Source organism: Prevotella histicola (genome assembly GCF_055385135.1).
In genome coordinates this window covers 1,610,629-1,635,712 of sequence record NZ_AP043793.1, presented here as the reverse complement: position 1 = coordinate 1,635,712, position 25,084 = coordinate 1,610,629, and the positions used below count along the sequence as shown (strand labels likewise).

The window sequence follows — 25,084 nt, the reverse complement described above, 5'->3', positions numbered from 1 at the left end:
TATTTTCCCACACGAATAGACTATCCTATCAAGAGATCTTCAGTTGGATATTTGATAGGGAATGTGCTGTCTTCTTAGAGATAAACTTTGATGAATCTGTCAGCAACAGGGAAGCTATAACGAAAGTTACTGTCACTGCCTTCACTCTATATTCTTCTACAACATTTTGATATTAAGCAGCTTATACGAAGTGTTAAACATGACAGGAAAGTAGTTTTAAACCTTTTTAGGGTTATTAAGAGTCGTCTCTTGGCTAAATAAAATATAGAAAGTAGAGAACAATCTCTTGGGGACTTTGGTCGAGACAAGCCATGAGTTGATAGCCTCTGACCTGCCCCAACAGTCATAATTAGACCCGAATTGATTGAGAGAAAAAGCGTTCTCTGTATCAATCCGGGTCTTCTGTGTTATCCCGAGATCCTTTACCTTGGACCAATCGGCTTTACCGTGTTGTATTGTTGTTACCCTCTAAGGGTGAGACGTCAGCATATTACCACATCTCTTTACTTGATTCTCTCAAGTAGTTCCTGTGGTATTTTAGGCATAGCTCCATTCTGTGTACAGACATATGCACTCACTTCCACAGCCAATCTGTGAGCCTCTGTTATCGACATTCCAGCCAATATAGCCGATGTGAATGCCCCTGTAAAGGAGTCACCAGCACCAACCGTATCGGCAACATTGACTTTCGGAGTCTCTTGGAATGACTGTACGTTTGGTGCAAAGACGTATGAACCGTTTACACCACAAGTCAGAACAAGCATGTCAAGGTTGTATTTGCCCAACAAGAGCCAACACTTGTTCTCAATATCAAGCCCTGGATAGCCAAAGAGACGCCCAATCGTAATAAGTTCCTCATCATTAATCTTGAGGATATTTGCTTGATGAAGCGAGTTAGTAATAATCTCTTTCGTATAGAAATTCTGTCGGAGGTTGATATCAAAGATCTTCAAACAATCCTTAGGAGTAGCCTCCAAGAACTTCTGAATAGTCTGTCGACTCACGCTACTACGCTGTGCCAAGGAGCCAAAGCATACAGCCCGACAGTTTTTAGCAGCCTCTTCAATCTCTGGAGTGAATGGAATGTTATCCCAAGCCACACCTTCTTTAATATCATAAGTTGGCACACCCTCCTCGTCCAGTTCAACCTGAACCGTTCCTGTTGGGTAGTCAACCTGTGGCATAATGTACTTAACTTCTTTTTGATCGAACTTCTCAAGCGTCTCTTTACCAAGTGCATCGTTCCCTACAGCACTGATAGCAAGAGTGTCATGACCAAACTGACCAGCATGATAAGCGAAGTTTGCCGGTGCACCACCAATCTTCTTTCCTTCAGGAAGACAATCCCATAATGCCTCTCCGAGGCCGACTATTACTTGTTTCATATCTTATTTTATTTGTGATTCATCTTTGGAATATAAGTAAAGAGGTACAGAACGCCTATTGCCATGATTGCTACTGCACCAATTTGTCCTAATGCGTCACTGGCAAATCCCATAAAGAGAGGGAAGATAGTACCACCGAAAAGCCCCATAATCATCAATCCACTTACTTCATTCTGCTTATCAGGAACACTCTGCAAGGCACGTGCAAAGACCATTGAGAACACGTTACTATTCCCATAACCAACGAGAGCAATAGCGATGAAAAGGACCGTTTTTGACGTCCCGACAGCCAGTCCAAGCATTGACAGAGCCATCATTGTGATGGATATGATGAAGAATACCTTGTTGTTCATCACTCTTAAGAAGAATGAACCCGTAAGACATCCAAGCGTACGGAATATGAAATAAAGTGAAGTAGCAAATGCCGCATCATTCAAAGTCATCCCCAATCGTTCCATAAGGATCTTAGGTGCAGTGGTATTGGTACCAACATCAATCCCCACATGGCACATGATACCAAGGAAACTCAGCAATACGATAGGTTTACCCAACAAACTTAAGCATTGCATGAAAGAACTTGCTTTACCCTCAATAGGTTCTTCCTCAATAGGAGTTGAGAAGAGTAAGAGGGTGGCAAGGATACCAATTACAAGATATATAGGGAAGAGAACACGCCATCCAAGACCAAAGGCTGGAATGCTTGCTTGTGCTCCCCACATTGCAAGATAAGGTGCCATGAAAGAGGCTATAGCCTTAACAAACTGTCCGAAAGTTAGTGTTGATGCAAAATTTCCACCTTTCATGACTGTTGCAACCAATGGGTTCAACGAGGTTTGCATCAACGCATTACCGATACCCAACAGTGAAAAGGATACGAGCATCAAGCCATACGACTCCCCAAAGACTGGTAACAGGAGTGAAAATAATGTTATTATCAAGCTGACCAACACTGTCTTCTTTCGTCCAATCTTGTTCATCAGCATACCCGTTGGCACAGAGAATATGAGGAACCAGAAGAAAACGAGTGAAGGAAAGACGTTGGCTGTTGCGTCAGTCAGGTGAAGATCATCTTTTACATAGTTGGATGCAATACCTACCAAATCAACAAAGCCCATTGCAAAGAAGCAGAGCATAACAGGTAGTAATGCGAGTTTATTGGTTTTCGACATAACATTTAAATTTTTAGTTTATATAGATAACTGTTTCTAATTGCGATGGCAAAGGTAGCCGCTTTTAGTAAAAGAGAGTGGAAAAATCCGTTCATTGACCGCAACAAATGTTTCTGCTACAGAGAAATTGTGTATCAATGAGAGGCTTTTCCTTACTCTTTTTATTGTTTTAAAGCATGGATCTTTACCTTACATCCTTTCGCAATTACATTATCATAAGGTTTTGTTGGGAAGACCAGATTGGTCATTGACAGCTTACCATCAGCATCGAAGGCTTCTATACTACTACGATCGACAAAGATATTAAGTGCCTTGACAGCACCGTAGGTTGGTGCAACAGTCTTTGCTTTGAAGTCATTGTTGAAGTCAGATAGCCCACTCTCGTTGCGATCCATACTAAAAGTACCTGCCTTACCATCATAAACCATTGTCACATTCTCACCTTTGTCGTTGCTTAACACGATGGAAGCGTTGTTTTTTATATTCGTAACCTCCAACCAAGTAGCCGCCTGTAATCTACCAGAAGGCTTCTGTTCAAAGGCTGCAAACACTTCCGGAGAAGGCTTTATGGTAACGTAGTCCTCACCATTATAGTTAAACAGCCCCATCTCTCGTGGTAGTCCATTGGCTGAACGGAACTGTTGTGTAGGGACTTGGTTGGCATATTGCCAGTTACTCATCCATGGAAGAACGACAATTCTACCATCAGGAGCATTGCTGAAAGATACTGTAGCGTAATGGTCTTTACCATAATCCATCCACTTTGTTACTTCAGGCTTTGACGCACAAGTAAACTTATGACCATCGAAAGTGCCGACAAAGTACTGTGTAGCACTACCGCCAAAGGGGCCACCAGGATTGATATTACAGATGAGAACCCACTTATCACCAACCTTTAACAGGTCAGGACACTCCCATACACCACCATGATTACCATATCCTTCACCAAAATTACTCTCATATTTCCAGTCCTTCAGATTCTTTGAACTATAGATATTCATCTGTTGACCAGCCGCAAGAATAAGGATCCATTGCTTTGTATCTTCATGCCAGAACACGTTTGGATCACGAAAATCAGGGACATCACTGGTAATAATAGGATTGTCTACGTATTTATTGAAGGTCTTGCCATTATCAGTACTGTAGGCAATGCTCTGCGTCTGTGATGCTCCTGCTGAAGTATAGAATGCTATAACAACATCCTTACCGAAACCTGCTGTATTGTCTTTGTCCACAACGCAACTGCCACTAAAGATTGTTCCAAGTGCATCAGGTTGGATGGCTTCACCCTGATAGGTCCAGTGCATCAAGTCTGTTGACGTACTATGAGCCCAATTCATGTTCTCCCATTGCGAACCAAATGGGTTATATTGGTAGTAAAGATGCCATACCCCATCCTTATAAAACATTCCATTAGGGTCATTCATCCATCCGTATGCTGGTGTATGATGATAGATGGGACGAAACTTCTCACGATTAGTTGTATCGAACTTACTTGTTTCCTTGAAATCTTTCCAGCAAGCAAAGTTCTCTATAAGACCTGTTGTTCGCTTGTCACCAGTAAGTTGTATGTCGAGAAGAACATCGCCTCCGAATTCGCTTACATCAAGCGGAACAGTGTAGTCTGTCTTGTTAACAGAGAGTTTACAGTTGAATTCCTTAACTACTTGGTTATCTTTAATAACACGAATGTGAGCAATACCCTCGCTCTCTTCTACAGGAAGGAGGATGTATTTCTCCGTTGTCTTCACGCGTTTCATCGCGTGATTCTGGCTAAGAAACTTTTGTCCAAACATAAAACCTGTACTTGTAAAGAGGCATACCGCCAGTGTTATAATCTTTTTTATCATTGTAGGTTCTCTATTAGTAATTCGGTTTTCGCCGATAAAGATACGTATTATTTCTATAATTAAGGTATAAATACACTCTTATTTACACCTCTGAAATATGTTAGCTATACCTCTTCGGTTTACTTACCCTTAGGTTTAGATCTTAAAAAAGCCAACCCTTTTAGAACTATCTACTTAACGATAATTCCAAAAGAGTCGGTCCTTTTCTGTTAATAATGACTGACAGTAAGGTCGCTTATATCAATCTTTCCGCCATAATTATTTATGCTCCAGCAGTTCTTCTGTGTACCATAGATGCGGTTTGTATAGCTGCATACGTCGTTGATATACATAACGGAAACACTGTTATCCGTGTAAATAGTGACATGATAAATATTATCAGCAGGACGAGAGAAGTTATATCCGTCAGCTCCTGCAATGAATCCCATTCCTGCTTTGCCTTCCTGCTCGAAATTAATCTTACGTGTATTGTCATTCTCAGGATTAACAACCATAGAGTAATACTTCTCAGAATCACTTCCACGGACGAGGGAAATGCCGAACTTATCAGTGTTGGATGCAGTCTTCACTGTGAAGGATATCTTGTTGTGATAGCCCAAGCGGTCGAAGAGAATATAGGAATCTCCTGTGAGTGTGAATCCGTTATTGGTCTTTTCAACACCATTCTCACTCTGTCCTACAAGCTTTACTTCCTGCTTTTGACTATATTTTTCGTTGATACCCTTTACCTCTCCGAGTGTTAATGTACCGTCTTCATGCTGAACAAGACGATGTGCTACGAGATTTCCTGCCCATTCTGGTTCGTTAGGAGCAGCTCCAACAGCTGTATTATCTCTGCCTGGACGGGTTGGACACCAGCCCCAAATATATCGGTTTTGTCCATCTGATGCTGTCTTCCCAGCATAGAAGGCACGGCTATCTAAGAAGCCTTCATGGCTATCAGGCCAACGACCAGCATCATTCAGCGTACAAGCTTTCAACTCATCGAGACTTCTTCCTTTGAAGTACTGTACACGACGGATTGCAGAATGCTTCTCACTATAAACAAGATACCACCAGTCACCCATCTTAAAGACATCTGGACACTCATAGAAACGGTCCCACATCATGGTCATGAAAGTACCTGCATGAGTCCAATTCTTGAGGTCAGGAGAAGTGAACTCTGCCAAATGGCCTTTACTTCCTTGCTGTGTTGCCACTAACATGTGCCATTTATTGTCATCACCTTTAAATACAAATGGATCACGGAAGTCGTCTCTACTATATCCATAGTCACTTCCCTTCAGACGGAAGGTATGATTTTTAGTCCATACTTTGAAGTCAGGAGAAGTAGCCATCATAACCATTTCTCCGTAGTCTGATGCTGAAGCTTGTGTCCGATGCCCTGTATAGAAGGTATAATAAAGTCCGTCGGCATCATTATAAACAGTAGAACCTGTTCCCAATGCTGCATCTTGCTCATTGAGTCCACCACAATGAATTAACTCACCCAAGGACTCATAGTTAGCTATGTCCTTTGTTGACACCCCCCAAATAGGGTGAAAAGTACCTGCAGGGTTAGGGCGGAAGTCCTGAAGATAGAGGATCTTGAAGTCTTTTGCTTTAGGATCAAAGAAAGGCATAGGGTCTCCAACATAACCAACTTCTGGCTTATAGTACGTTTTTTGTCCGCTTTCATCGGTAGATTGGAAGTAAGTTGTAGTGTTCCAATCCTTCTCTTCTGCAGCAACATTGTTATCACTGCAGCCCGTCAGAGGGGCTACAGTGCATGCGACAAGTGCAAACGAATATAATATTGTCTTCATATAAAACCGTTATTTTAATTGTTCATAAGATAATTAAAGGCATTCATCGTCATCTTACCGATGTTGTCATGATAATGAGAAGGCACCTCATCGATACTATACCAGTCGTAACAACCAGATCCAATGCAAAGGATTTTACCCTTAGAACCTGTTGCAGGGAACTCCCAAGCAACGATAGCACCGTCGCCACCATAGGCAATATCTTGCGCTCCTGTCTCTGTACGCCACTTGTTATAGTCGGCATAACCACCCCAGTCTGCGCCAATGTGCCACTGTGCAGTAGAGTTTGTTATTCGATAACCAGCGTCACAGGTATACACAGCATTAGGTTCTCCTGTCTTCATGATGAGTCCTTGGAAGAGTGGATGATTCGTATGTCCCTGAATAAAGAAGCTCCATGGAGAATTAACCTTCTCCGCATCAGCCTCTTTACCGCCCCAACAATTGTTTGGGGTAGCATTGTTTGCTACAGCTCCGAGTTCTGCTGGCATATTGGTTGCATAACGAGTGAAGAGGAATGAGCCACCATTATTATAATAATCGCGTAATGCTACAGAGGCATTCACTGCTTCTGGTGCCGCACGTTCGAATGCTTCCTTCCCATCAACACCACCATCTTTGTGATAGTGCCACCATATAACCTTACACTCACTAAGGTCTATAGTTCCGTTCTTTATATCACTAAAGGAGACATAAAGAGAATTTGGAATATTCTGTAACATCCACTTACATGCTGTAAGTTCCTCTATATTGAGTTCATTCATCGTTGCTGGGAGTCCAACAAAGACAGCTTTTGGTTTACCTATTGCTGTTACTGTCACGGTGTAAGATGCCGTTGCCGTGTTATTTGTGACGGTGTAGACAACAGGATTAGTGAAGTCTGTGGCGACACCTGACCCTGGACTAATAGATGCATTGGCACTGAAGGTGATAGATGGTGTAAGTGAATGGAGATTGAGAGAGTTTGGAACATAGACAGATATGGTCTTGTTAGCCTCATCAATAACGCCATTATAGATACCGTTTATCTTGAAAGAGGTAATCTTTGCCTCGTCTCTCATAACCTTTACGGTCCAATCAAGGTACACATCACCATTCTTAATACGGATAACCTGTGGAGCTATCATATTAAGTTTGTCACCTTCTTTAATATTACTAATAGCTCCTTGGCTTATTGAAAGTTTGGAGACTGTCATATTGGTGACATCATAAGTCTCAGGAACTCGTACTGTAATTGTACGTGAAGTCTTATCTACAATACCCTGATAGTCATCTAATTTGATATTTTCAACAGAGCAATGCCCGTCAAGTTGCAGGTCAGATACATTATCACTACTGCAGCTGCCTAATGCCAAAAGGGCTATTAAAGCAACGAAAAATGTTATTATCTTAGTCTTCATGATTACCATTGTCCAATGTTTTGTTTGTAATGTCCGTTAGAAGCAGCAATCTGTGCGTATGGGATTGGTAAATATTCATTCTTGTTTTTGGTGAAGTGAGCATTCGTATAGATAGAACAATGGCTCGCTTCCTCTGCAAAATACTTATTCAGAACAATATCAGCTTCCCCCCATCTAACGAGGTCGAAGAAGCGTTCTGACTCCATTCCCATCTCCAGACGACGTTCCATCTTTATGATGTTGAGTGCTTCTGTCTGGTTATATGTTCCCGAATAAGGCATAATATTCATCCTTACACCATAATCACTTTGGTAGTTACTGATAGCTCCAGTACTCTGTTTAGCACGATTACGGATCTCATTAACGATATTGATAGCCTCATTAATTCTACCATCGTTCAATTGAACAAGTGCTTCTGCCCGTTCTAATAGCACGTCAGCATAACGGAATACGATGCGATTCTCTGACGTTCCCCACCAAGCTCCTTTCTTTAAATAAGGACTTTCTGGGTCTACATTCTGCTTTAATGTTACGTAATAGCCATACAAACCATTACTTCTACTCCAAGTTGCACTTTGATCCATGATGAACTTAGGATTGAATTCATAGGGCAACCCTGGTATACCTACCGTCAAGAAAAGACGTGGATCAGCATAATCGGTTGTCTTATCATAGTCTTTAGTATTGAAAGTTCCGATGTAAGGATGTCCATTGGCATCTGTACGATAGGCATTAACCAGATTCTGACTAGGCTTATAGAAGTCACATCCACCGTCTGTAACACCTGGAATATTCGGAACAATAAGACCATAACTCCAATTCAAATTACCATTTTTAGTACCATCATTGATGGAATATTGCATTGCCCAAAGGCTCTCCTTACCATTTTCATACTGTGGTTCAGGGCGGAAGTTATTGTGGAAGTCACTCTCCAAACCATATCCACCAGCTGAATAGATAGCAGGATCACTGAATTGTATAGCTTTTAATAGGTCATCTTTAGAGATACTTGTCACTTCATTCGTATTCTCATTGTCTTGATGATAAGCTTTATACATATAAACTTTCGTGAGGAAAGCTGCAGCAGAAGCCTTTGTTGGGCGTCCCTTGTCAGCCTGATGTACAGGAAGATTGTTGTAGGCTTCCATCAAATCATCAATGATAACCTGCCATCCTTGATCATTAGTGTACTCACGGTTAGACAATGTATTATACTGGGCCGCTGTTAAGTTTGCATCAATAATGAATGGAATGTTCTTATACAAGCGCTTTAAAAGGAAGTGTGCATAGGCACGAAGGAACTTCATTTCTGCAAGACGCTCACTCTTCTTGGGATAAGAAGAAGCATCGACTTGGTCTAGAAGTGATATGGCTGTATTCACACGTGAGATACAATTATACAAACGTTGCCACATATCACTAATATTCCAGTTAGTTGTTAATACACCTTGTTCTATCTCTAGCTGATGGAATACATCACCATCACTGGTACCATTGCCACCTTTATAGGCATCATCACTGCGCACATCAAAGTTCCACATAGAGAAAGAGGAATTGATATCTTCTGCTGAAATAAAGATTGCATAAGCCGAGATAACCAAATTATCTACATATTTGGGGTCCTTAACCTGCTCATCACTCAACGTACCCTGAGGCTTTTGATCATCCAGAAAGTCCGAACAACTCGTCATGCCTAACGTCGCTAGCATAAGCACTATATATATTATCTTTTTCATATTGTTATCAGATATTATCTATTAAAATGTTACGTTGATACCAAAAGTGATGTTGAGAGGAATTGGATAACCGTAGTTGGGGTTCTCAGGGTCAACACCTGTAAAGCTCTTACTATGGATTGTCAGCAGATTCTGTGCACTGATATAGAAACGCATACGCTGCATAGCGAGCCGGCTGGCTACGCTGTTAGGGAGGTTGTAACCTAACTGAATGGTGCGAAGCTTCAGATAAGAGCCATTCTCAACCCAGTAAGATGACACACGCTTCTCATTGTTATTGTCAGATAATGATAGTGCAGGAATATTGCTTCCAGGGTTAGTTGCGCTCCAAGCTTCTGTCAAACGCTTTCCTTTGTTCAAGAATCCAATGTTCAAACCAGCCCAGATATCTGTCTCACGCTTTAAGTCCGAGATAACATCTACACCTTGTACTCCTTGCCAGAACATAGTGAAGTCAAAGTTCTTGTACTCCAAATATACGTTGAAACCATATGAAAAGTCTGGTGTTGGGTCATAAATCCAATCTTGATCAGCCTCTGTTATAACCTTATCACCATTCAAATCCTTCCAACGCATACGCCCTACAGCTGCTCCATCTTGCTTTGCATGATTGTCAACTTCGTCTTGACTCTTGAAGATTCCTTCCTCAATGTATCCAACCTGTGCCCCCATCGGATGCCCAATGACGCTCTTCACGCCATTACCACCGAATGTTCCATTGGCAGCGACAGTTGCTGGGAGTGCAGTAATCTTGTTTCGATACGTGCTAATGTTACCCGTTAGATCGTAATGGAGACCCCAATTGGTTGTCTTACGGTATCCAACATTGAACTCAACACCACGGTTTTCCATTGCACCAGCATTGATCCATTGCATACTACCTTCTCCCATAGCAGCTATACCAGCCATCTGTACAAGAATATCCTTGGTCTTTTTGTAGTACCAATCAAAGCTTCCATAGAGTGAAGAATTGAATATAGAGAAATCTAAACCAAGGTTTGTTTGTGTTGTTGTTTCCCATTTTATGTCATTATTACCCAATTGATTGCGTTTGAAACCACTTGGAAGCTGTCCACCTCCATTTGATCCAGTGATATCATACGATGTTCCATAACTCTGACCACCATTCTCATTCACACCATAATTGCTGACATAGATAGTATATCGCGCAATATTTGAGATTTCCTGATTACCTGTTGCACCCCATGATGCACGCAACTTGAGATCATTCAACCACTGTTTATCCTTTAAGAACTTCTCTTGATTGATACGCCAACCGAGAGATACAGAGGGGAAAGTGGCATAACGATTATTCTTACCAAAGCGGGAAGAGCCATCATAACGCAGTGTAAATGAAGCAAGATACTTGTCAGCGTAGTTATAATTCAACTTTCCAAAGTAAGAAACGAGCGAATAACCGCCACCATTACCATAAGCTTGAGCTGTTCCTGTACCAGCATCAGGCCACATATATGTTGGATTAAGGATAATATAATCTTCTTTATAGCCTGAGAAATAATCATCATCTTGCCTGTTCAATTCTATACCTGCCATTGCATCTACATGATGTTTACCTGTCTCAAAGTTATAGGTTGCTACGGCATTCCACATCCATTTCGTCCAATGTTCCTGCTTTGCTTCGACAGCATTCTTTGGATTGGCGACCGTTCCTTCTGTAACAGGGAATGTAAAGATGCGCTGTTGCTTCTGTGAATAGTCCAAACCGAAGGTAGAACGCAGGTTAAAGCCTTTGAAAAGATGGAGGTTTACGTAAGCATCACCGAAGGTACGCCAATAAGTATAGCGATTATGACTATTACGACTGAGGCGTGCTACGGGGTTCTCACGGTCAGGATAACCACCAACAGGACCTGCAAAATCACCTCTTTCAGTATATACAGGGAGTGAAGGGTTAAACTGAAGAACGTTCTCAAGGAACCCACCAGGTGCCTGAACTTCAGAAGTCCGGTTCAAAGTGAAGTGCTCTCCGATGGTCAAAACATCTTTAATAAGCTTGTATTCAGTATTCATACGAGCTGAATAACGGTCAAAGTCTGATGACTTGATAATACCGAGATTCTTATAATATCCTAATGAAAAATAAGAAGAATGGCGATCAGAACCACTGCTTACAGCAACATTATAGTTCTGAACAACACCAGTACGAGTTGTTTCCTTAAACCAATCTGTGTCTGCCGCAGGTGTTGTACCAGCTGCATCAAGGTATTTCTTCATGGTAAGACTATTGAGTACAGGATGACCTTGTGCATCATACCCCCAATCATAGTGATAACCTAAACCATTTGTGTTAGGGTCCATACCATCATTAACGTATGCTTGCCACATAACCTGCCCGTATTCCTTTGCATTCAACACATCCATTTTGTGAGCATACATAGAAGCAGCTACAGAGGCATCGACATCTACTTTTACTTTTCCTTCTTTTCCTTTCTTTGTTGTAATGATGATTACACCGTTAGCAGCACGACTACCATATATAGATGCCGATGCTGCATCTTTCAGAACCTGAACACTCTCAATGTCACTACCATTCAATTCATGCATACCAGCTTTGGTTGGAACACCATCAATGATATAAAGTGGATCATTATTATTCAACGTTCCGATACCACGAATGCGTACTGTAGCAGAACCTGATGGTGAACCATCAGCTGAAATGTTCATTCCTGGGACACGTCCTTGAAGGGCTTTCATAGGATTATTCTCATTTTGCTTAGCCAGTTCGTCAACATTGACAACCGAAACAGCACCCGTTAAATCTGCCTTACGTTGTGTTGTGTAACCAGTTACAACAACCTCATTAAGTTCACTGGCATTGGTTTGTAATTTAATTTTGAGTCCAGTACCAGCTTTAACCTCAGTTGTCTTGTATCCAATATAGGATACAACTAACGTTACTCCTTGTGGAGCTTTGAATGAGAAATTACCATCAATGTCCGTAACGGTTCCGTTAGATGAACCTTTCTGCAATACAGAGGCACCAATGACAGGCTGATCCTGTTCATCTACGACTGTTCCGCTGACGTCAACGTTCTGTGCCATTACACCTACACAGTACATCATACCCAACAGACTCATGATGATCCGAGATAATTGTTTCATACTTTAGATAGTTAGTAATACTAATTTAATTTTTAATTATGTGTTGCAAAACTATACAAAGTATTTATATCAATAGCTTATGAATCGTTCTTATAATAACATAAATGTTACATAAGACGAGACCGGAATGGATTATCTTGTAAATATTAAAAGCCTGTTCTTGTATCAAAAGAATATTGTCGTTATAAACAAAGGCGTTCTTTTTTCGATAAAATGGAGTATTTTCCTATTCTAACTTTTGACAGACATTTTACAGACAAGACTCTGTTCTCTATAGAAGCGATTTATAGAATAGATTAATTCCAGCCAAGCCTTTATAGTATCTTTTTAGCTTTTCATTATCAAAAATTATCTTTTCCAGTTTTATTTCTTAACTCTATTATCCTCTAAACTGGTATAGACAGAATGATTAAATGTAGTCCTTGGCAAAAGAATAGGAGATAGTTTAAACGAGACCTCATAATAAAAAGCACAACACCTGTGGAGATTCTAAAATGAACTTACCCTCTTATTACTCAAAGGACATACTTGTTTTGGAAAAACAAAAGACATATGTGAGATTTTAGCAAAACCTTTATATACACGTAAATACACATAAAAGCCCCTGTAACATACACTTCGCTACAGAGGCTTTCTTATTTAAATTGAAAAGAAGTTCTATTTGTCTGCTATTTCAAAACAACCTTTACAGTCTTACCACCCTGGCGTTTCACATAGACACCAGCCGTAGGATTAGTAACCTTAACACCACTCAAAGTGAAGTATTCTGCAGGTGCATCCTTTCCTGTCTCTACAGAAGAAATACCTGCAGAGGAATCCTTTACGAAAGAGATGGTCATATCAGCAACGTTAGCAGTGATTCTATAAGGACCTGCTTCTGTGATATTCCACTTATGATCACCAGCTGTTCCGAATTCCATCTTGCCTGGATCATTAGGGTTACTGAAGTAATATGCGGAATCATCGAAGCCAGCATTAGGCGAAATTGTAAACTTAAGTTCTCCTGCATTCAGGTTATAAACACCAGAATAAACATAAGGCTTGGATGGATCTTGAGGCATAATGGGCGCCTTACCAAGGTCCCATCCTGCATCACAAGCATTACCAATCAACCATAAAGCTGCATAATTAACATTTGTGTCTTGGTAAGCTGACTTATTTATGAGCATGACATTCGTCCCAAGATCACACGAAATATCATAGTTTCCAGACTCTGTTACATGAAATTTATAATCTTCAGCATCACCCTGTACAGCTGTAATATCCTTTGCTACACCTGGAGTTACCTCTACATCATCTGCAGACTTTGCTCTATATTCCGTCTTCGTGAACTCAGGTTCCGTAAGAAACTTGAACTCTTCATTTGCTTTCAAATAGACAGTTGCTTTGAAAACATTAGCATCACCCGCATCAGAAAGCATAGAAACACTCTTGCCTGGATTCCAGCCAGCCTCTGTAGCAGGTCCAATGATGTAGAGTTTGCCTTGAGCATTTACGTTCAGTACACCTACAGCAAGGAGGGTACCACATAAGATTGATTTGGTAAAAGTCTTTAATCCCATAATCGATTTAGTTTAAAAGTTTATTAATTGATTTAAGTTCTATTACTATGTTTAGGCGTATATATATAGTTGTGGTGAATAAGACCACACTTCTGACTGCAATATTACAAAATAATACTTAAAGAAAAATAAGCATACAACTACCTTACCAACATAATACAAAGAGGAAAAGAATCGATTCTTATCAGAAGAAACACTTATAAGTCACTAATAAACAACAACATACAAATATATAGAAGAAATGTAATTAATGTTTCAATCTTCTAAAAAATACAAGTAGAAGAATAACTTTTAATATTTACAAAAGAAACATTAAAAACGGGATATATGAAAAAAAGTAAACGCCTTTACCAATCTTTCATAAGTATAAGACACTTTCGTTGCCCTCATTAAAGAGCAAATCAAGAATACTAAGATTGGGGTGAAAACCTATTTTATGCTCATAAACCTGATAATAAGGGCGTGGGGAGAAATCAGGATCAGCACCTGGATGCTTAGGACGGATCACTTCACGGAAATCAACAATGCTGCCTGAAGGGTCTGAATCATAGCATTCTGTACGTCGGAGAGAAGGCATAATATCGATGAGTTCGCACATTTTCAACGTTATCTCCCAATTGAAATCATAAAGATATTCCCACTTTCGTTCAAAAAAAGGATGTAAATCATCTGCATAATATTCAAAGAACGGACTCTCTCCATAAGCAGATTGCAAAGCATTCCAATGTAGATGGCGCCAATTAGCATGGTCACTGATGCGCACATCTTTCATCTCACACTTCAATCCTTCAAACTTTTCTACTGGTATGGAAAGTGCTTGTAAACCATTAGTCGTAGCAATAACACAACGATTCCTGTAGGTCTGCTTGACAAAATGGTCATGTTGTTCTATCAGACATGCATCAAAACGGTTCAGTTTCTGATACCATTGAATGGGTGCGAAGTAAGCAGAGGAAAGCAATGCTATTGCCATAATATATTGAGATATGTGATGGAATGGGGAAAAATAAATACTTATACATAAGAAAAGGACAATGAAAGACAGTCTTTAACAACAGCTATTCATTGTCCTCTTTGGTAATATCTCCCCTCTCAAAGCTGGGAGAGGGCGAGGATGAAGCTGTACTTATACATGCTTCTACTTTATATTATCAACCCAGTTAAACAGTCTATGCCAGCGGATTCCACCCAAGCCTTTACGGTCAGGATCGCTTGACCACCATATAAACAGTGGTTTTCCGACAATATGATCCTCCGGAACAAAGCCCCAATAGCGGCTATCTGCAGAGTTATGACGGTTGTCTCCCATCATCCAATAGTAGTCAAGTTTGAACGTATAGCGGCTCGCAGGCTTACCATTAATATAGATTTTTCCATTCTTAACCTGCAGGTCATTCTTCTCATACACCTTGATACAGCGCTCATAAACAGGCAGGTTCTTCAGTGTAAGGTCTATGCTCTTTCCCTTTGCAGGTATCCATACAGGTCCATAATTATCACGTGTCCACCCAGTAAAGGCGTTCAATGGATAGTTAGGACCAGAATAAAGATCTTTGTCTGTAACCAAACGCATTGACTTAACAAGACCTTGGCGCTTCAACTCTGCCGCAGCTCGCTTGGTCAAAGGCATGTAACCATCATAGGCAAGAGCCGCATTGTTGAGTACATATCCCTGATCAACATCATATCCATGCAGTCTGCTGAGGCTCTGAACATCCTCTGCACTAATGTCTAAGTCCTTACGGAGTTCATCAAAACGCTCACCAAGGAGGTCAGCAGCAGTGATATTATTGAACTTTATAAGGTACGTATATTCTACATTTTCAGGTTCTTTATTTGCCTTTCCATCGAGATAAACGATTTTATTCTTTATCTGTAAGGTCTGCCCTGGGAGGCCAACACAACGCTTAACATAGTTCTCACGACGGTCAGTAGGACGCCAATCCAACACCCCATACGTCCCTACATTCCTTACAATGTAAGCTCTCCCGACAGCATATGCCTTGTTATAGAAGTCACGTTGCTGCAGTGTGGTCATCTTAGACAGATTTATATGAGGGTTCTGTTGGGCTAAGATGTTCTCACCCATTGTATAAACATCACGATAATAGTCATCTCCTTGATAAGCAGGTTCGCTCATTATGGTGTCACCAGCAGGGAAATTGAACACTACAATATCGTTTAATTGTACTTTTCCAAGTCCTTTTACACGACGATAATCCCAATGTGGCCATGAGATATAACTCTTTGTATTGATGATTGGCAGTGTATGTTGAGTCAAAGGCATGGTCAACGGCGTCTCTGGAATACGTGGACCATAGCTTACTTTAGAGACAAACAGATAGTCACCCGTAAGCAATGACTTCTCAAGAGACGATGAAGGGATAACATAATTCTGGAAGAAAAAGAGGTTAATGAAGTACACTGCAACCAACGCGAATACCAAAGCATCCACCCAACCCATTATGAATCGGACTGGTCCCTCGGCATCTTTCCACCACTGCCAGCGTATTTTCTTTGTTATATACGCATCAAAGATGAAAGGAACAACAAGGAGTCCCCACCAGCTCTCTACCCATAAGAGGAAGAGAAGATAGAGAACAAGAACTACAATAAACTTTACCCATTGCTTAGTAGGGTTGAGTGCGGCTTTCTCTTTATCAATCATAGGAGATTATTTTTAGGCGATATCAAACGTTGATAGTTGCTATTAAAACTGGAAAAGATCACTTGTCGTAAGCAATCCATGATGATTCTGTGTATATTCAGCTGCAAGAACAGCTCCCAACGCAAAGCCCTTACGACTGTGGGCATCATGCGTTATAGTGATTTTGTCGGCATCAGAGTCATAACTGATACTATGAATACCTGGCACTTCATCACGACGAATAGAGGCAATGGGCAACTCATCGGCAGCAACATCATTACTTCCCGACTCCGTACCATCGGCAGCATGCTGGAAACCTTTTACCCATTTATCCTTCCGGTCGAGATTATCAATGATCTCTTCTGCCAGAGTTATGGCTGTTCCAGACGGCGCATCCAGCTTATGAACATGATGAACCTCCTCCATCTGAACATCATATTGAGGGAATTTATTCATGATTTTAGCCAGATAACGGTTCACTGCAGAGAAGATAGCTACGCCGATTGAGAAGTTACTTGCCCAAAAAAGCGTCTGCCCTTCCTCATTACAAAGGCGTTCCACATCAGCCTTATGGTCCTGCATCCAGCCTGTTGAACCACTTACAACTTTCACATTATGCGCAAAAGCACGCTTATAATTGTCATAAGCTGCCGTTGGATTCGTAAACTCTATTGCCACATCTGCTGATGCAAACGCAGGAGAATCGAAGTCATTTGTATTATTAACATCTATAATACTCACGATTTCGTGGCCACGATCACGGGCTATTTCTTCAATCATATGCCCCATTTTACCATAGCCAATCAATGCTATCTTCATAATTAATTCGAATTAAAACACATGCAAAGGTAGCTGATTTGTCACACAAAACAAAATAACTTCACGTATTTTATATAAGGTGGAACCCCACGACAGCAAAAAATAAACCATCTATGCGAGCATTGTAGTGGATTTTTTGTATTTTTGTCGTCTATAAAATACCAAGAATCTGTATGGAACAACTCATCCATTATGTATGGAAACACAAACTGTTTCCCCTGACTGGACTTAAAACAACCGACGGAAAGCCTGTGGAAGTCATTGATCCCGGACTACATAATCACAATGCTGGGCCTGATTTCTTCAATGCAAAGGTAAAGATTGACGGCACTTTATGGGTGGGGAATGTTGAAATTCACGATCGTTCATCAGACTGGTTTCTACATCATCATGAGCAAGATGCAAACTATAACAACGTAATCCTGCATGTAGCAGAGTCGATTGATGCGGATGTAAGGACGGAACAAGGTGACTATCCTCCACAGATGCAACTGAATGTTCCCGTCAAGATACGTGAACATTACGACGAACTGATAACTACAGATAACTATCCTGCCTGCTATTGCATTATTCCAGACCTACCCAAACTGATGATTCATGCGTGGATGAGTGCTCTACAAGTAGAACGTTTAGAGCAGAAGACAGATGCTATCACAGAAAGACTGACCGCCTGCAACGGTTCATGGGAGGCTGCTTACTTTGTAACACTCGCCCGAAACTATGGCTTTGGCATCAATGGTGATGCCTTTGAGACGTGGGCAAAGACGGTTCCTCTGCAGAGTGTAGACCATCATAGGGATGATATCATGCAAATAGAGGCTATCTTCCTGGGGCAAGCAGGGCTATTAGAAGTACCTGCTATACCAGAAAGATACCAGCAGGAGGCTGCAAAAGATGAATATTTCATACGTCTTCAACAAGAGTATAGATACTTAGCCCACAAGTTCGGACTACATAAAATGGATGCTCATCAATGGCGTTTTCTGAGATTACGACCACAGAATTTCCCACATATACGCATTGCACAACTAGCACATCTCTATTATCAACGGCATGCAGGACTGTCGCAACTATTAGAATGTGAAACCGTAAAACAGGCTAAAGAGCTTCTTGCAACACAGGTAACACCCTACTGGGAGACGCACTACATGTTCGGTGCAGAGAGTGAGAAGAACGAAAAGCATCTCTCAACATCCTCTTTGAATCTGTTAGTCATCAATACTGTCGTCCCAATGCTCTTTGCTTACGGCAGACACAAAGGTTCAGAACGACTCTGCAACCGTGCCTTCGACTTCTTAGAAGCTTTGAAAGCAGAGAACAATCACATTGTAAGAATGTGGAAAGAAGTGGGGTTAGCCGTTGGAACAGCAGGTGACTCACAAGCTCTCATACAACTGAAGAAGACATATTGTGACAAGAAAGACTGCCTACGATGCCGCATTGGATATGAATATTTGAAGAAAAAAGACGCATAAACAACAAGAGAATAAAAACAAAACAATGGAGAAGAAATACATTTATGAAACCCGAATGGATGTCCGTGACTATGAATGTGACATCGAGGGTATTGTTAACAACGCCAACTATCTACATTACACAGAACACACACGCCACCGTTTTCTGCGGTCATTGGGGGTGAGTTTCTCTGAATTACATGAGAAAGGAATAGACGCCGTTGTGGCTCGTATGCAATTAACTTACAAGGTTCCGTTGCGCTGTGATGACGAGTTCATCTCACGTATGGGACTGAAGAAGCAGGGATTACGTTGGGTTTTCACACATGATATCTTCCGTGCCAGTGATGAGTGTCTGTGCTTTCATGCCGACGTAGACCTCGTTACGCTTATCAATGGTAAGTTAGGACTGAGCAAAGAGTACGACGAAGCATTTTCAAAAGTTTTAGAATAAGCAAAAAAACAACGCCCTTCTCTCCTAAAAAGAGGGAAGGGCTAACTACTTATGGAAACACTTAATACCATCCTTCTCACACGTATGACACGGTTCCACCTTACTGAATTAGTGGAACTATACCGTCGTGCAGGGTCGGCAACGACTGTTATTGAACACCATAAAGACATCAGAGAGATTCTTCCTGATGCCTCTACGCATCTTGTCAATGCACTGAAAGACATTGATGAACTGAGGAAAAGGGCTGAAGAAGAGCTGACATACGATGAAAAACACAACATCCTACCTATCTGCATGAACGATGAAAGATATCCACAACGCCTACGTGAATGTCCAGATGCACCTCTCCTACTCTATCAATTGGGGAATGCTGACCTCAACAACCGACGGATAATAAACATTATTGGCACTCGGCATTGCACCCCATATGGGCAAGATCTCATCCGCTCCTTTGTGAGAGAATTGAAGACTTTGTGCCCAAATGTTCTTATTTTCAGCGGACTGGCGTATGGCGTTGACATCCATGCACATCGTGCTGCATTAGAAAATGGGCTTGAAACAGTAGGAGTTCTTGCACACGGACTTGATGATATCTACCCAAGAGGACACCGTGATACTGCGCTGGAGATGATAAAACACGGAGGATTGCTCACCGAATACATGACACATACGCAGCCTGTAGCTCGTAATTTCGTGCAAAGAAACCGTATTGTAGCTGGTTGTTCGGACGCAACTATCCTCATTGAGTCTGCAGCTAAGGGTGGTGGACTCATCACTTGCAGTATTGCTCGAAGCTATGGACGTGAGATCTTCGCTTTCCCAGGTGCTATTGGGACTGAATACAGTGAGGGATGCAATAATCTGATACGTGACAATGGCGCTGCACTCATCACCTCTGCAACTGACTTTGTGAAGGCTATGGGATGGAATGAAGACTTAATTTTGGAGCAAGCGCAGCAAAAAGGAATTGAACGTAACTGTTTTCCAGAGCTTTCAGCAGAAGAGGATACCATAGTGAAGACGCTCAGTAAGAACAATGATCTGCAGATTAACCTTCTTTCCACACAAGCTAACATCCCTATTTCTCAGCTCTCGGGGCTCCTTTTCTCCTTAGAAATGAAAGGTGTTATCAGGACTATGGCGGGCGGATGCTACCACTTGATCGTGTAAAAAGGAGTAATAGAGTTGATGATAAAACAATATTACACTTTTAAAAATATAAGAAAGTTCAAAACAAGAGAAAACCAACTCTTTTCGCCTTTGTAACGTCCAAGTATTCAATCAGTTACAAAACGGCTTATAAAAGGGTATGTTTTACCATGTAAAAGGGCACCTTTTACACCTCAAAAGGGCATCTTTTGCAATGCAAAAGGTGCCCTTTTAGAATGCAAAAGACGCCCTATTAAAAACGGAAGAGGAATAAATTTTACAAAAGAGGATTATGCTTTGCCTCAACCCTATGTGTATAATGTTACGAATAAAAGATAACTCTACACACGGGGAATAGGGAACTAGCAGAAGAAAAAGTCCCCAAAGACAGATCTATCACTACCGTCAGGCACAAAGAAAACATGCAAAACAAAGATAAATGCTGGATATTCCTGTCATCATCAGACTGCAGTTCCGTGTTGACATACCTTACAAGTATAAGAAAGAAAGGATGAAACACGATCACAAAAGTCCAACCCATGGTATGAGAAACATAACAGAAAGAGCCGAAATCCACAAGGGATATCGGCTCTTCTACGTTAGTATGTTATGAAAAATTTGAGAGAATTGTGAGGCTTCACAGCCTCGGACTTGTTTTAATTAAAATGATTTTTTATAGAGAAAGCATAGAAAATTTCTATTTCATAAGGGTTGATACAGGCACCTGTAACTTATGTTGTAAGGTGTCATTCTGTACAGAATCAGCCTTTGCAACGGATGGTCCCTCATGTGGTTTGTCCATTGCTGCTGTGCTCGGAACGGCATGTTGCGCATCACCATCAGACACTGCAACCTGTACTGCATTACCTAATGTGAGAATGATTGCCACAACTGCCGCTGCCTTAAACAGTGGCATAAGACGCTGACGCATTGTTATTATGCGTGCCTTTACAGGCTCGTCTTCTTCAACCATTCCTAATATCTTCTGGTCAAAGTCATCTCCCAGCACGTTCACCGTCTTTTCATTCTGTTCATAAGTAAACAGATGGCGATAAGGTTGCAAGTTAGCTGGGATGTTTTCCTGTAGGAAAAACATGCGAAGTATCTCCTCTTCTTGAAGAGAAGTCTCACAACGCCAGTAGCGTTCCAGTAACTGTTCAATGTACTTATAATCCATAATTATCTAATTTCAAGTATTTTTGTTTGACCATTTGACGAGCTCTGAAGATATTTACCTTCACCTGCTCTTCTGTAATATCAAGCACTTGGGCTATCTCCTTGTATGATTTTCCTTCGAAATCTCTCAGCTGCATGCAGCTTCTTTGCTTCTCGGGAAGTGAGTCAATAATCTGTCTCACGAGGCTAACCCTGTCCTCTTGTATCATTCGGTCTTGTGGATTAGATGAAGCAACGGGCTCGGCTATGTTCACATCTTCAAGAGAATCATTGCTATTCTCCTTCTTTCTGAGGCGATCGAGCGATAGATTCCGGCATACCGTTAGGCTAAAAGCCTCAATAGAGTCGATACTCTCCCACTCAAAGCGGCGATCCCAGACCTTTATCAGCGTGTCTTGAACGATGTCCTCTGCCTCTACTCTGTTGAGAGTGATACGGAGTGCAAGCCGAAAAAGCTCATTTTTCAGCGGCAACACATCGTTACGGAAACTGACTTTCTTCATCTTCTCTCTGTTTAAATGACGATTATATATGGGGGAAAGTTACAGAAGAATGGTTAGATTCTTCAATATTTAAAATTCATTAACACTATATTGGGTAAATACTCTACTATTGAACTGGTGGTAATCTGTTTGGTAAAACGCTCACAACAATGGGAAAGTATCTTCTTTTTGAGAATGAAGGGGAAAGCTATTTACTATATTTTCTGCCGGGCAAGAGCCCCAACAACTGTATCTTCAACCATCATTACTTCAGCATTCCCATTGATAAGCATTGGTTATTTAAAACAAAAGGCGACATTATCTGTGCCGCCTTTCCTATTATTAAATATGTGATAACTCCTCAATTGCTTATTCCAAGTACGTATATCCGTATAGTCCGCTGCGGTAATTATTGAGAAACTCCTTGCCTTCCTCAAGTGAAATCTTTCCTTGTTTGACACTCTTGGTTACCCAAATCTCGAGTTGTCGGACAAGCTTCTTGGGATTATACTGTACATATTCAAGTACTTCCTCAACTGTTTCTCCGTCAAATATCTGGTCAATATGATAGCTTCCGTCCTTCACAGAGATGTGAACAGCATTCGTATCACCAAAGAGATTGTGCATATCACCAAGTATTTCTTGATATGCACCGACAAGGAATACACCTAAATAATAAGGCTCATTGCGCTTCAAAGAATGTACAGGAAGCACATGACTGCTACGTCCTGCTGCAACAAAGTTGGAGATTTTACCATCACTGTCACATGTAATATCCTGTAAAGTAGCATTACGTGCCGGCCGTTCATTGAGTCTTTGAATCGGCATAACAGGGAATAGCTGGTCAATAGCCCAACTATCAGGAAGTGATTGGAAGAGAGAGAAGTTGCAGAAGTACTTATCTGCTAACAGCTTGTCAAGGTTTCGAAGTTCATCAGGCACATGTTTCATGTTCTTTGACAGGCTATTGATCTCATGACAGACGCTCCAATACATTGCTTCTATCTCTGCTCTGGTACGTAAATCAACCAATCCATGAGAGAAAAGTTCCAATGCTTCTTCGCGAATCTGCTCTGCATCGTGCCAATCTTCCAACATATTGCGAGAGTCAAGGTTGTCCCATATATCGTAAAGGTCCTTAACTAACTGGTGATCGGTATCCTTTGCTTCAAAGTCTTCTGACATCTCAGGCAGTGAAGCAGTCTCTAAGACATCAATGACAAGGATGGAATGATGGGCAGAAAGGCTACGGCCACTCTCTGTGATGATGTTCGGATGAGGGATATCATTCTTGTTTGCTGCATCAACAAAGGTATAAACACAGTCGTTGACATACTCTTGTATAGAATAATTGACAGAACTCTCACTACTTGAAGAGCGTGTTCCATCATAATCAACACCAAGTCCACCACCACAATCTACGAAGTCTACATCGTAACCTAACTTACGTAGGTTGACATAATACTGTGCTGCTTCATTCAAAGCAGTCTGTATTCTGCGTATTTTTGTTATCTGTGAACCTATATGAAAGTGGATAAGATGCAAGCAATCATGCAACCCTTTATCATCTAAAGTTTGTAAAGCCTGTAATAATTCAGATGAAGTAAGACCAAATTTAGAGGCATCACCACCACTTTCAGCCCACTTCCCGGAACCACTTGAGGCCAGTTTAATACGTATACCAAGGTTTGGTTTAACGTTTAACTTCTTTGCTGCACGTGCAATAAGTTCTATTTCGTTGAGCTTTTCAACAACAATAAAGATCCGCTTACCCATCTTTTGTGCAAGCAAAGCAAGCTCAATGTAGCTCTGATCCTTATAACCATTACAGATAATAAGCGAGTCGCTCTTGCATTGTACGGCTATGACAGCATGCAACTCTGGCTTTGAGCCAGCTTCAAGACCAAGATTGAACTTGCGACCATGCGAGATTATCTCCTCAACAACAGGTTGCATCTGGTTTACCTTTATAGGGTATATAATGAAATTCTCGGCCTTAAAGTCATATTCTTTCCTTGCTTTGTCGAAGCAAGAAGACGTTTTTTCGATTCGATTATCAAGGATATCAGGGAAACGTAACAGTACAGGAGGAGTCACATCACGCAAAGCAAGCTCGTCCATCACGTCACGTAAGTCAATCTGAGTATTGTCTTTACAAGGTGTTACATACACATCGCCCTTGTCATTGATTCCAAAATAAGAGGTACCCCATCCTGAGATGTTGTACAGTTCACGCGAATCTTCAATCGTCCACTTTTTCATTTTACAGTCTATCCCTGGTAAATCAGTTCTCTATATTTAATAAATGGCGGAGCTTTTCCACCGAAAGTTGTATCTTTTCATAATTATCCATCAGGCTCACATCCAACGTATACTTTGCCTTAGTATAGAAAGGCTCACGCAGTTTCAGCTGTTCACGAATGAAAACATCGACCTGTTCTGGTGTTTTATTCAACAATAATGGGCGCACGGACTTACCCATTACCAAGTGACCATGGAGGACTTCAGGTACAGCCTTCAGATAAACGGTCTCTCCTTGGGCGTTCATATAATCCATATTATCAAAGAAACAAGGAGTACCACCACCACAAGAGATGATCACATTTTCAAACTCTGCCACCTCATGGAGCATCGCTTGCTCCACCTTACGGAAGCCATCTTCTCCCTTTTCATCGAAGATTTGCTTCACAGTTTTATACATTCTGCTCTCAATATACCAATCTAAATCATAGAAAGGGATACCAAGTTCCTTCGACAACGCCTTACCTACAGTCGTCTTTCCAGCTCCCATATACCCAATAAGGATAATCCGAAGTGGTATCTTCTCGGCCTTGTTGTCTGTCATATCCACGAGATTTGGAGGTCTGTCTACC

The 25,084-nt window shown here is 41.2% G+C and carries 18 protein-coding genes; 3 read left to right on the top strand and 15 right to left on the bottom strand.

All coding sequences use genetic code 11. The features are described from left to right. Positions 1–503 precede the first annotated feature (503 nt). From ACZ48L_RS06595 to dapB, 11 genes are all read right to left on the bottom strand, one after another. Complete coding sequence (locus tag ACZ48L_RS06595; protein ID WP_025791365.1) at positions 504–1,385, bottom strand: carbohydrate kinase family protein; 882 nt, start codon at positions 1,383–1,385, stop codon at positions 504–506. Positions 1,386–1,393: 8 nt separating this feature from the next. Further along, entirely contained in the window at positions 1,394–2,554 is a 1,161-nt protein-coding gene (locus tag ACZ48L_RS06590) for an MFS transporter (RefSeq protein WP_025791364.1), read from the bottom strand. 161 nt (positions 2,555–2,715) lie between these two features. Then, positions 2,716–4,404 (bottom strand): glycoside hydrolase family 32 protein, encoded by a 1,689-nt coding sequence (locus ACZ48L_RS06585; protein WP_025791363.1) that lies wholly within the window; start codon positions 4,402–4,404, stop codon positions 2,716–2,718. Positions 4,405–4,613: 209 nt separating this feature from the next. Continuing rightward, entirely contained in the window at positions 4,614–6,209 is a 1,596-nt protein-coding gene (locus ACZ48L_RS06580) for a glycoside hydrolase family 32 protein (RefSeq protein WP_219491074.1), read from the bottom strand. Between the two features lie 14 nt (positions 6,210–6,223). Beyond that, positions 6,224–7,618 carry a DUF4960 domain-containing protein gene (locus ACZ48L_RS06575; RefSeq protein WP_025791361.1) on the bottom strand — a complete coding sequence of 465 codons (1,395 nt, stop codon included), beginning with the start codon at positions 7,616–7,618 and terminating at the stop codon, positions 6,224–6,226. Further along, complete coding sequence (locus ACZ48L_RS06570) at positions 7,612–9,345, bottom strand: RagB/SusD family nutrient uptake outer membrane protein (RefSeq protein ID WP_025791360.1); 1,734 nt, start codon at positions 9,343–9,345, stop codon at positions 7,612–7,614. The genes ACZ48L_RS06575 and ACZ48L_RS06570 overlap by 7 nt, the downstream gene beginning before the upstream one ends. 21 nt (positions 9,346–9,366) lie before the next feature. Then, positions 9,367–12,426, bottom strand: a complete 3,060-nt coding sequence (locus ACZ48L_RS06565) for a SusC/RagA family TonB-linked outer membrane protein (RefSeq protein ID WP_464722033.1) — start codon at positions 12,424–12,426, stop codon at positions 9,367–9,369. 710 nt (positions 12,427–13,136) lie between these two features. Then, positions 13,137–14,030: a SusF/SusE family carbohydrate-binding protein gene (locus ACZ48L_RS06560; protein WP_025791357.1), complete on the bottom strand. Its 894-nt coding sequence runs from the start codon at positions 14,028–14,030 to the stop codon at positions 13,137–13,139. A gap of 358 nt (positions 14,031–14,388) precedes the next feature. Next, positions 14,389–15,003, bottom strand: coding sequence for a WbqC family protein (locus ACZ48L_RS06555; RefSeq protein ID WP_025791356.1), 615 nt, complete (start codon positions 15,001–15,003; stop codon positions 14,389–14,391). A 165-nt stretch (positions 15,004–15,168) separates the two neighbouring features. After that, complete coding sequence (locus ACZ48L_RS06550) at positions 15,169–16,698, bottom strand: S26 family signal peptidase (protein WP_278527964.1); 1,530 nt, start codon at positions 16,696–16,698, stop codon at positions 15,169–15,171. Between the two features lie 42 nt (positions 16,699–16,740). Continuing rightward, entirely contained in the window at positions 16,741–17,496 is a 756-nt protein-coding gene (dapB, locus tag ACZ48L_RS06545; protein ID WP_025791355.1) for a 4-hydroxy-tetrahydrodipicolinate reductase, read from the bottom strand. Positions 17,497–17,669: 173 nt separating this feature from the next. Here dapB and ACZ48L_RS06540 point away from each other — a divergent pair, with 173 nt between their 5' ends. The 3 genes from ACZ48L_RS06540 to dprA are packed head-to-tail and all read left to right on the top strand — an operon-like array spanning position 17,670 to position 20,574. Beyond that, a complete protein-coding gene (locus tag ACZ48L_RS06540) occupies positions 17,670–18,971 on the top strand; it encodes a DUF2851 family protein (protein ID WP_044113826.1) in 1,302 nt (433 codons plus the stop codon). A gap of 25 nt (positions 18,972–18,996) precedes the next feature. Further along, complete coding sequence (locus ACZ48L_RS06535; protein ID WP_025791354.1) at positions 18,997–19,404, top strand: acyl-CoA thioesterase; 408 nt, start codon at positions 18,997–18,999, stop codon at positions 19,402–19,404. Between the two features lie 51 nt (positions 19,405–19,455). Continuing rightward, positions 19,456–20,574: a DNA-processing protein DprA gene (gene dprA / locus ACZ48L_RS06530; protein ID WP_025791353.1), complete on the top strand. Its 1,119-nt coding sequence runs from the start codon at positions 19,456–19,458 to the stop codon at positions 20,572–20,574. Between the two features lie 676 nt (positions 20,575–21,250). Here dprA and ACZ48L_RS06525 read toward each other — a convergent pair. The 4 genes from ACZ48L_RS06525 to ACZ48L_RS06510 all read right to left on the bottom strand — a co-directional run bounded on the left by ACZ48L_RS06525 (position 21,251) and on the right by ACZ48L_RS06510 (position 25,056). Further along, positions 21,251–21,730 (bottom strand): hypothetical protein, encoded by a 480-nt coding sequence (locus tag ACZ48L_RS06525; RefSeq protein WP_025791351.1) that lies wholly within the window; start codon positions 21,728–21,730, stop codon positions 21,251–21,253. Further along, positions 21,720–22,232 carry an RNA polymerase sigma factor gene (locus ACZ48L_RS06520; protein WP_025791350.1) on the bottom strand — a complete coding sequence of 171 codons (513 nt, stop codon included), beginning with the start codon at positions 22,230–22,232 and terminating at the stop codon, positions 21,720–21,722. The genes ACZ48L_RS06525 and ACZ48L_RS06520 overlap by 11 nt, the downstream gene beginning before the upstream one ends. A 348-nt stretch (positions 22,233–22,580) precedes the next feature. Next, positions 22,581–24,473, bottom strand: a complete 1,893-nt coding sequence (gene speA, locus ACZ48L_RS06515) for a biosynthetic arginine decarboxylase (protein ID WP_008823510.1) — start codon at positions 24,471–24,473, stop codon at positions 22,581–22,583. A gap of 22 nt (positions 24,474–24,495) precedes the next feature. After that, complete coding sequence (locus tag ACZ48L_RS06510; protein ID WP_025791347.1) at positions 24,496–25,056, bottom strand: shikimate kinase; 561 nt, start codon at positions 25,054–25,056, stop codon at positions 24,496–24,498. Positions 25,057–25,084 lie beyond the last annotated feature (28 nt).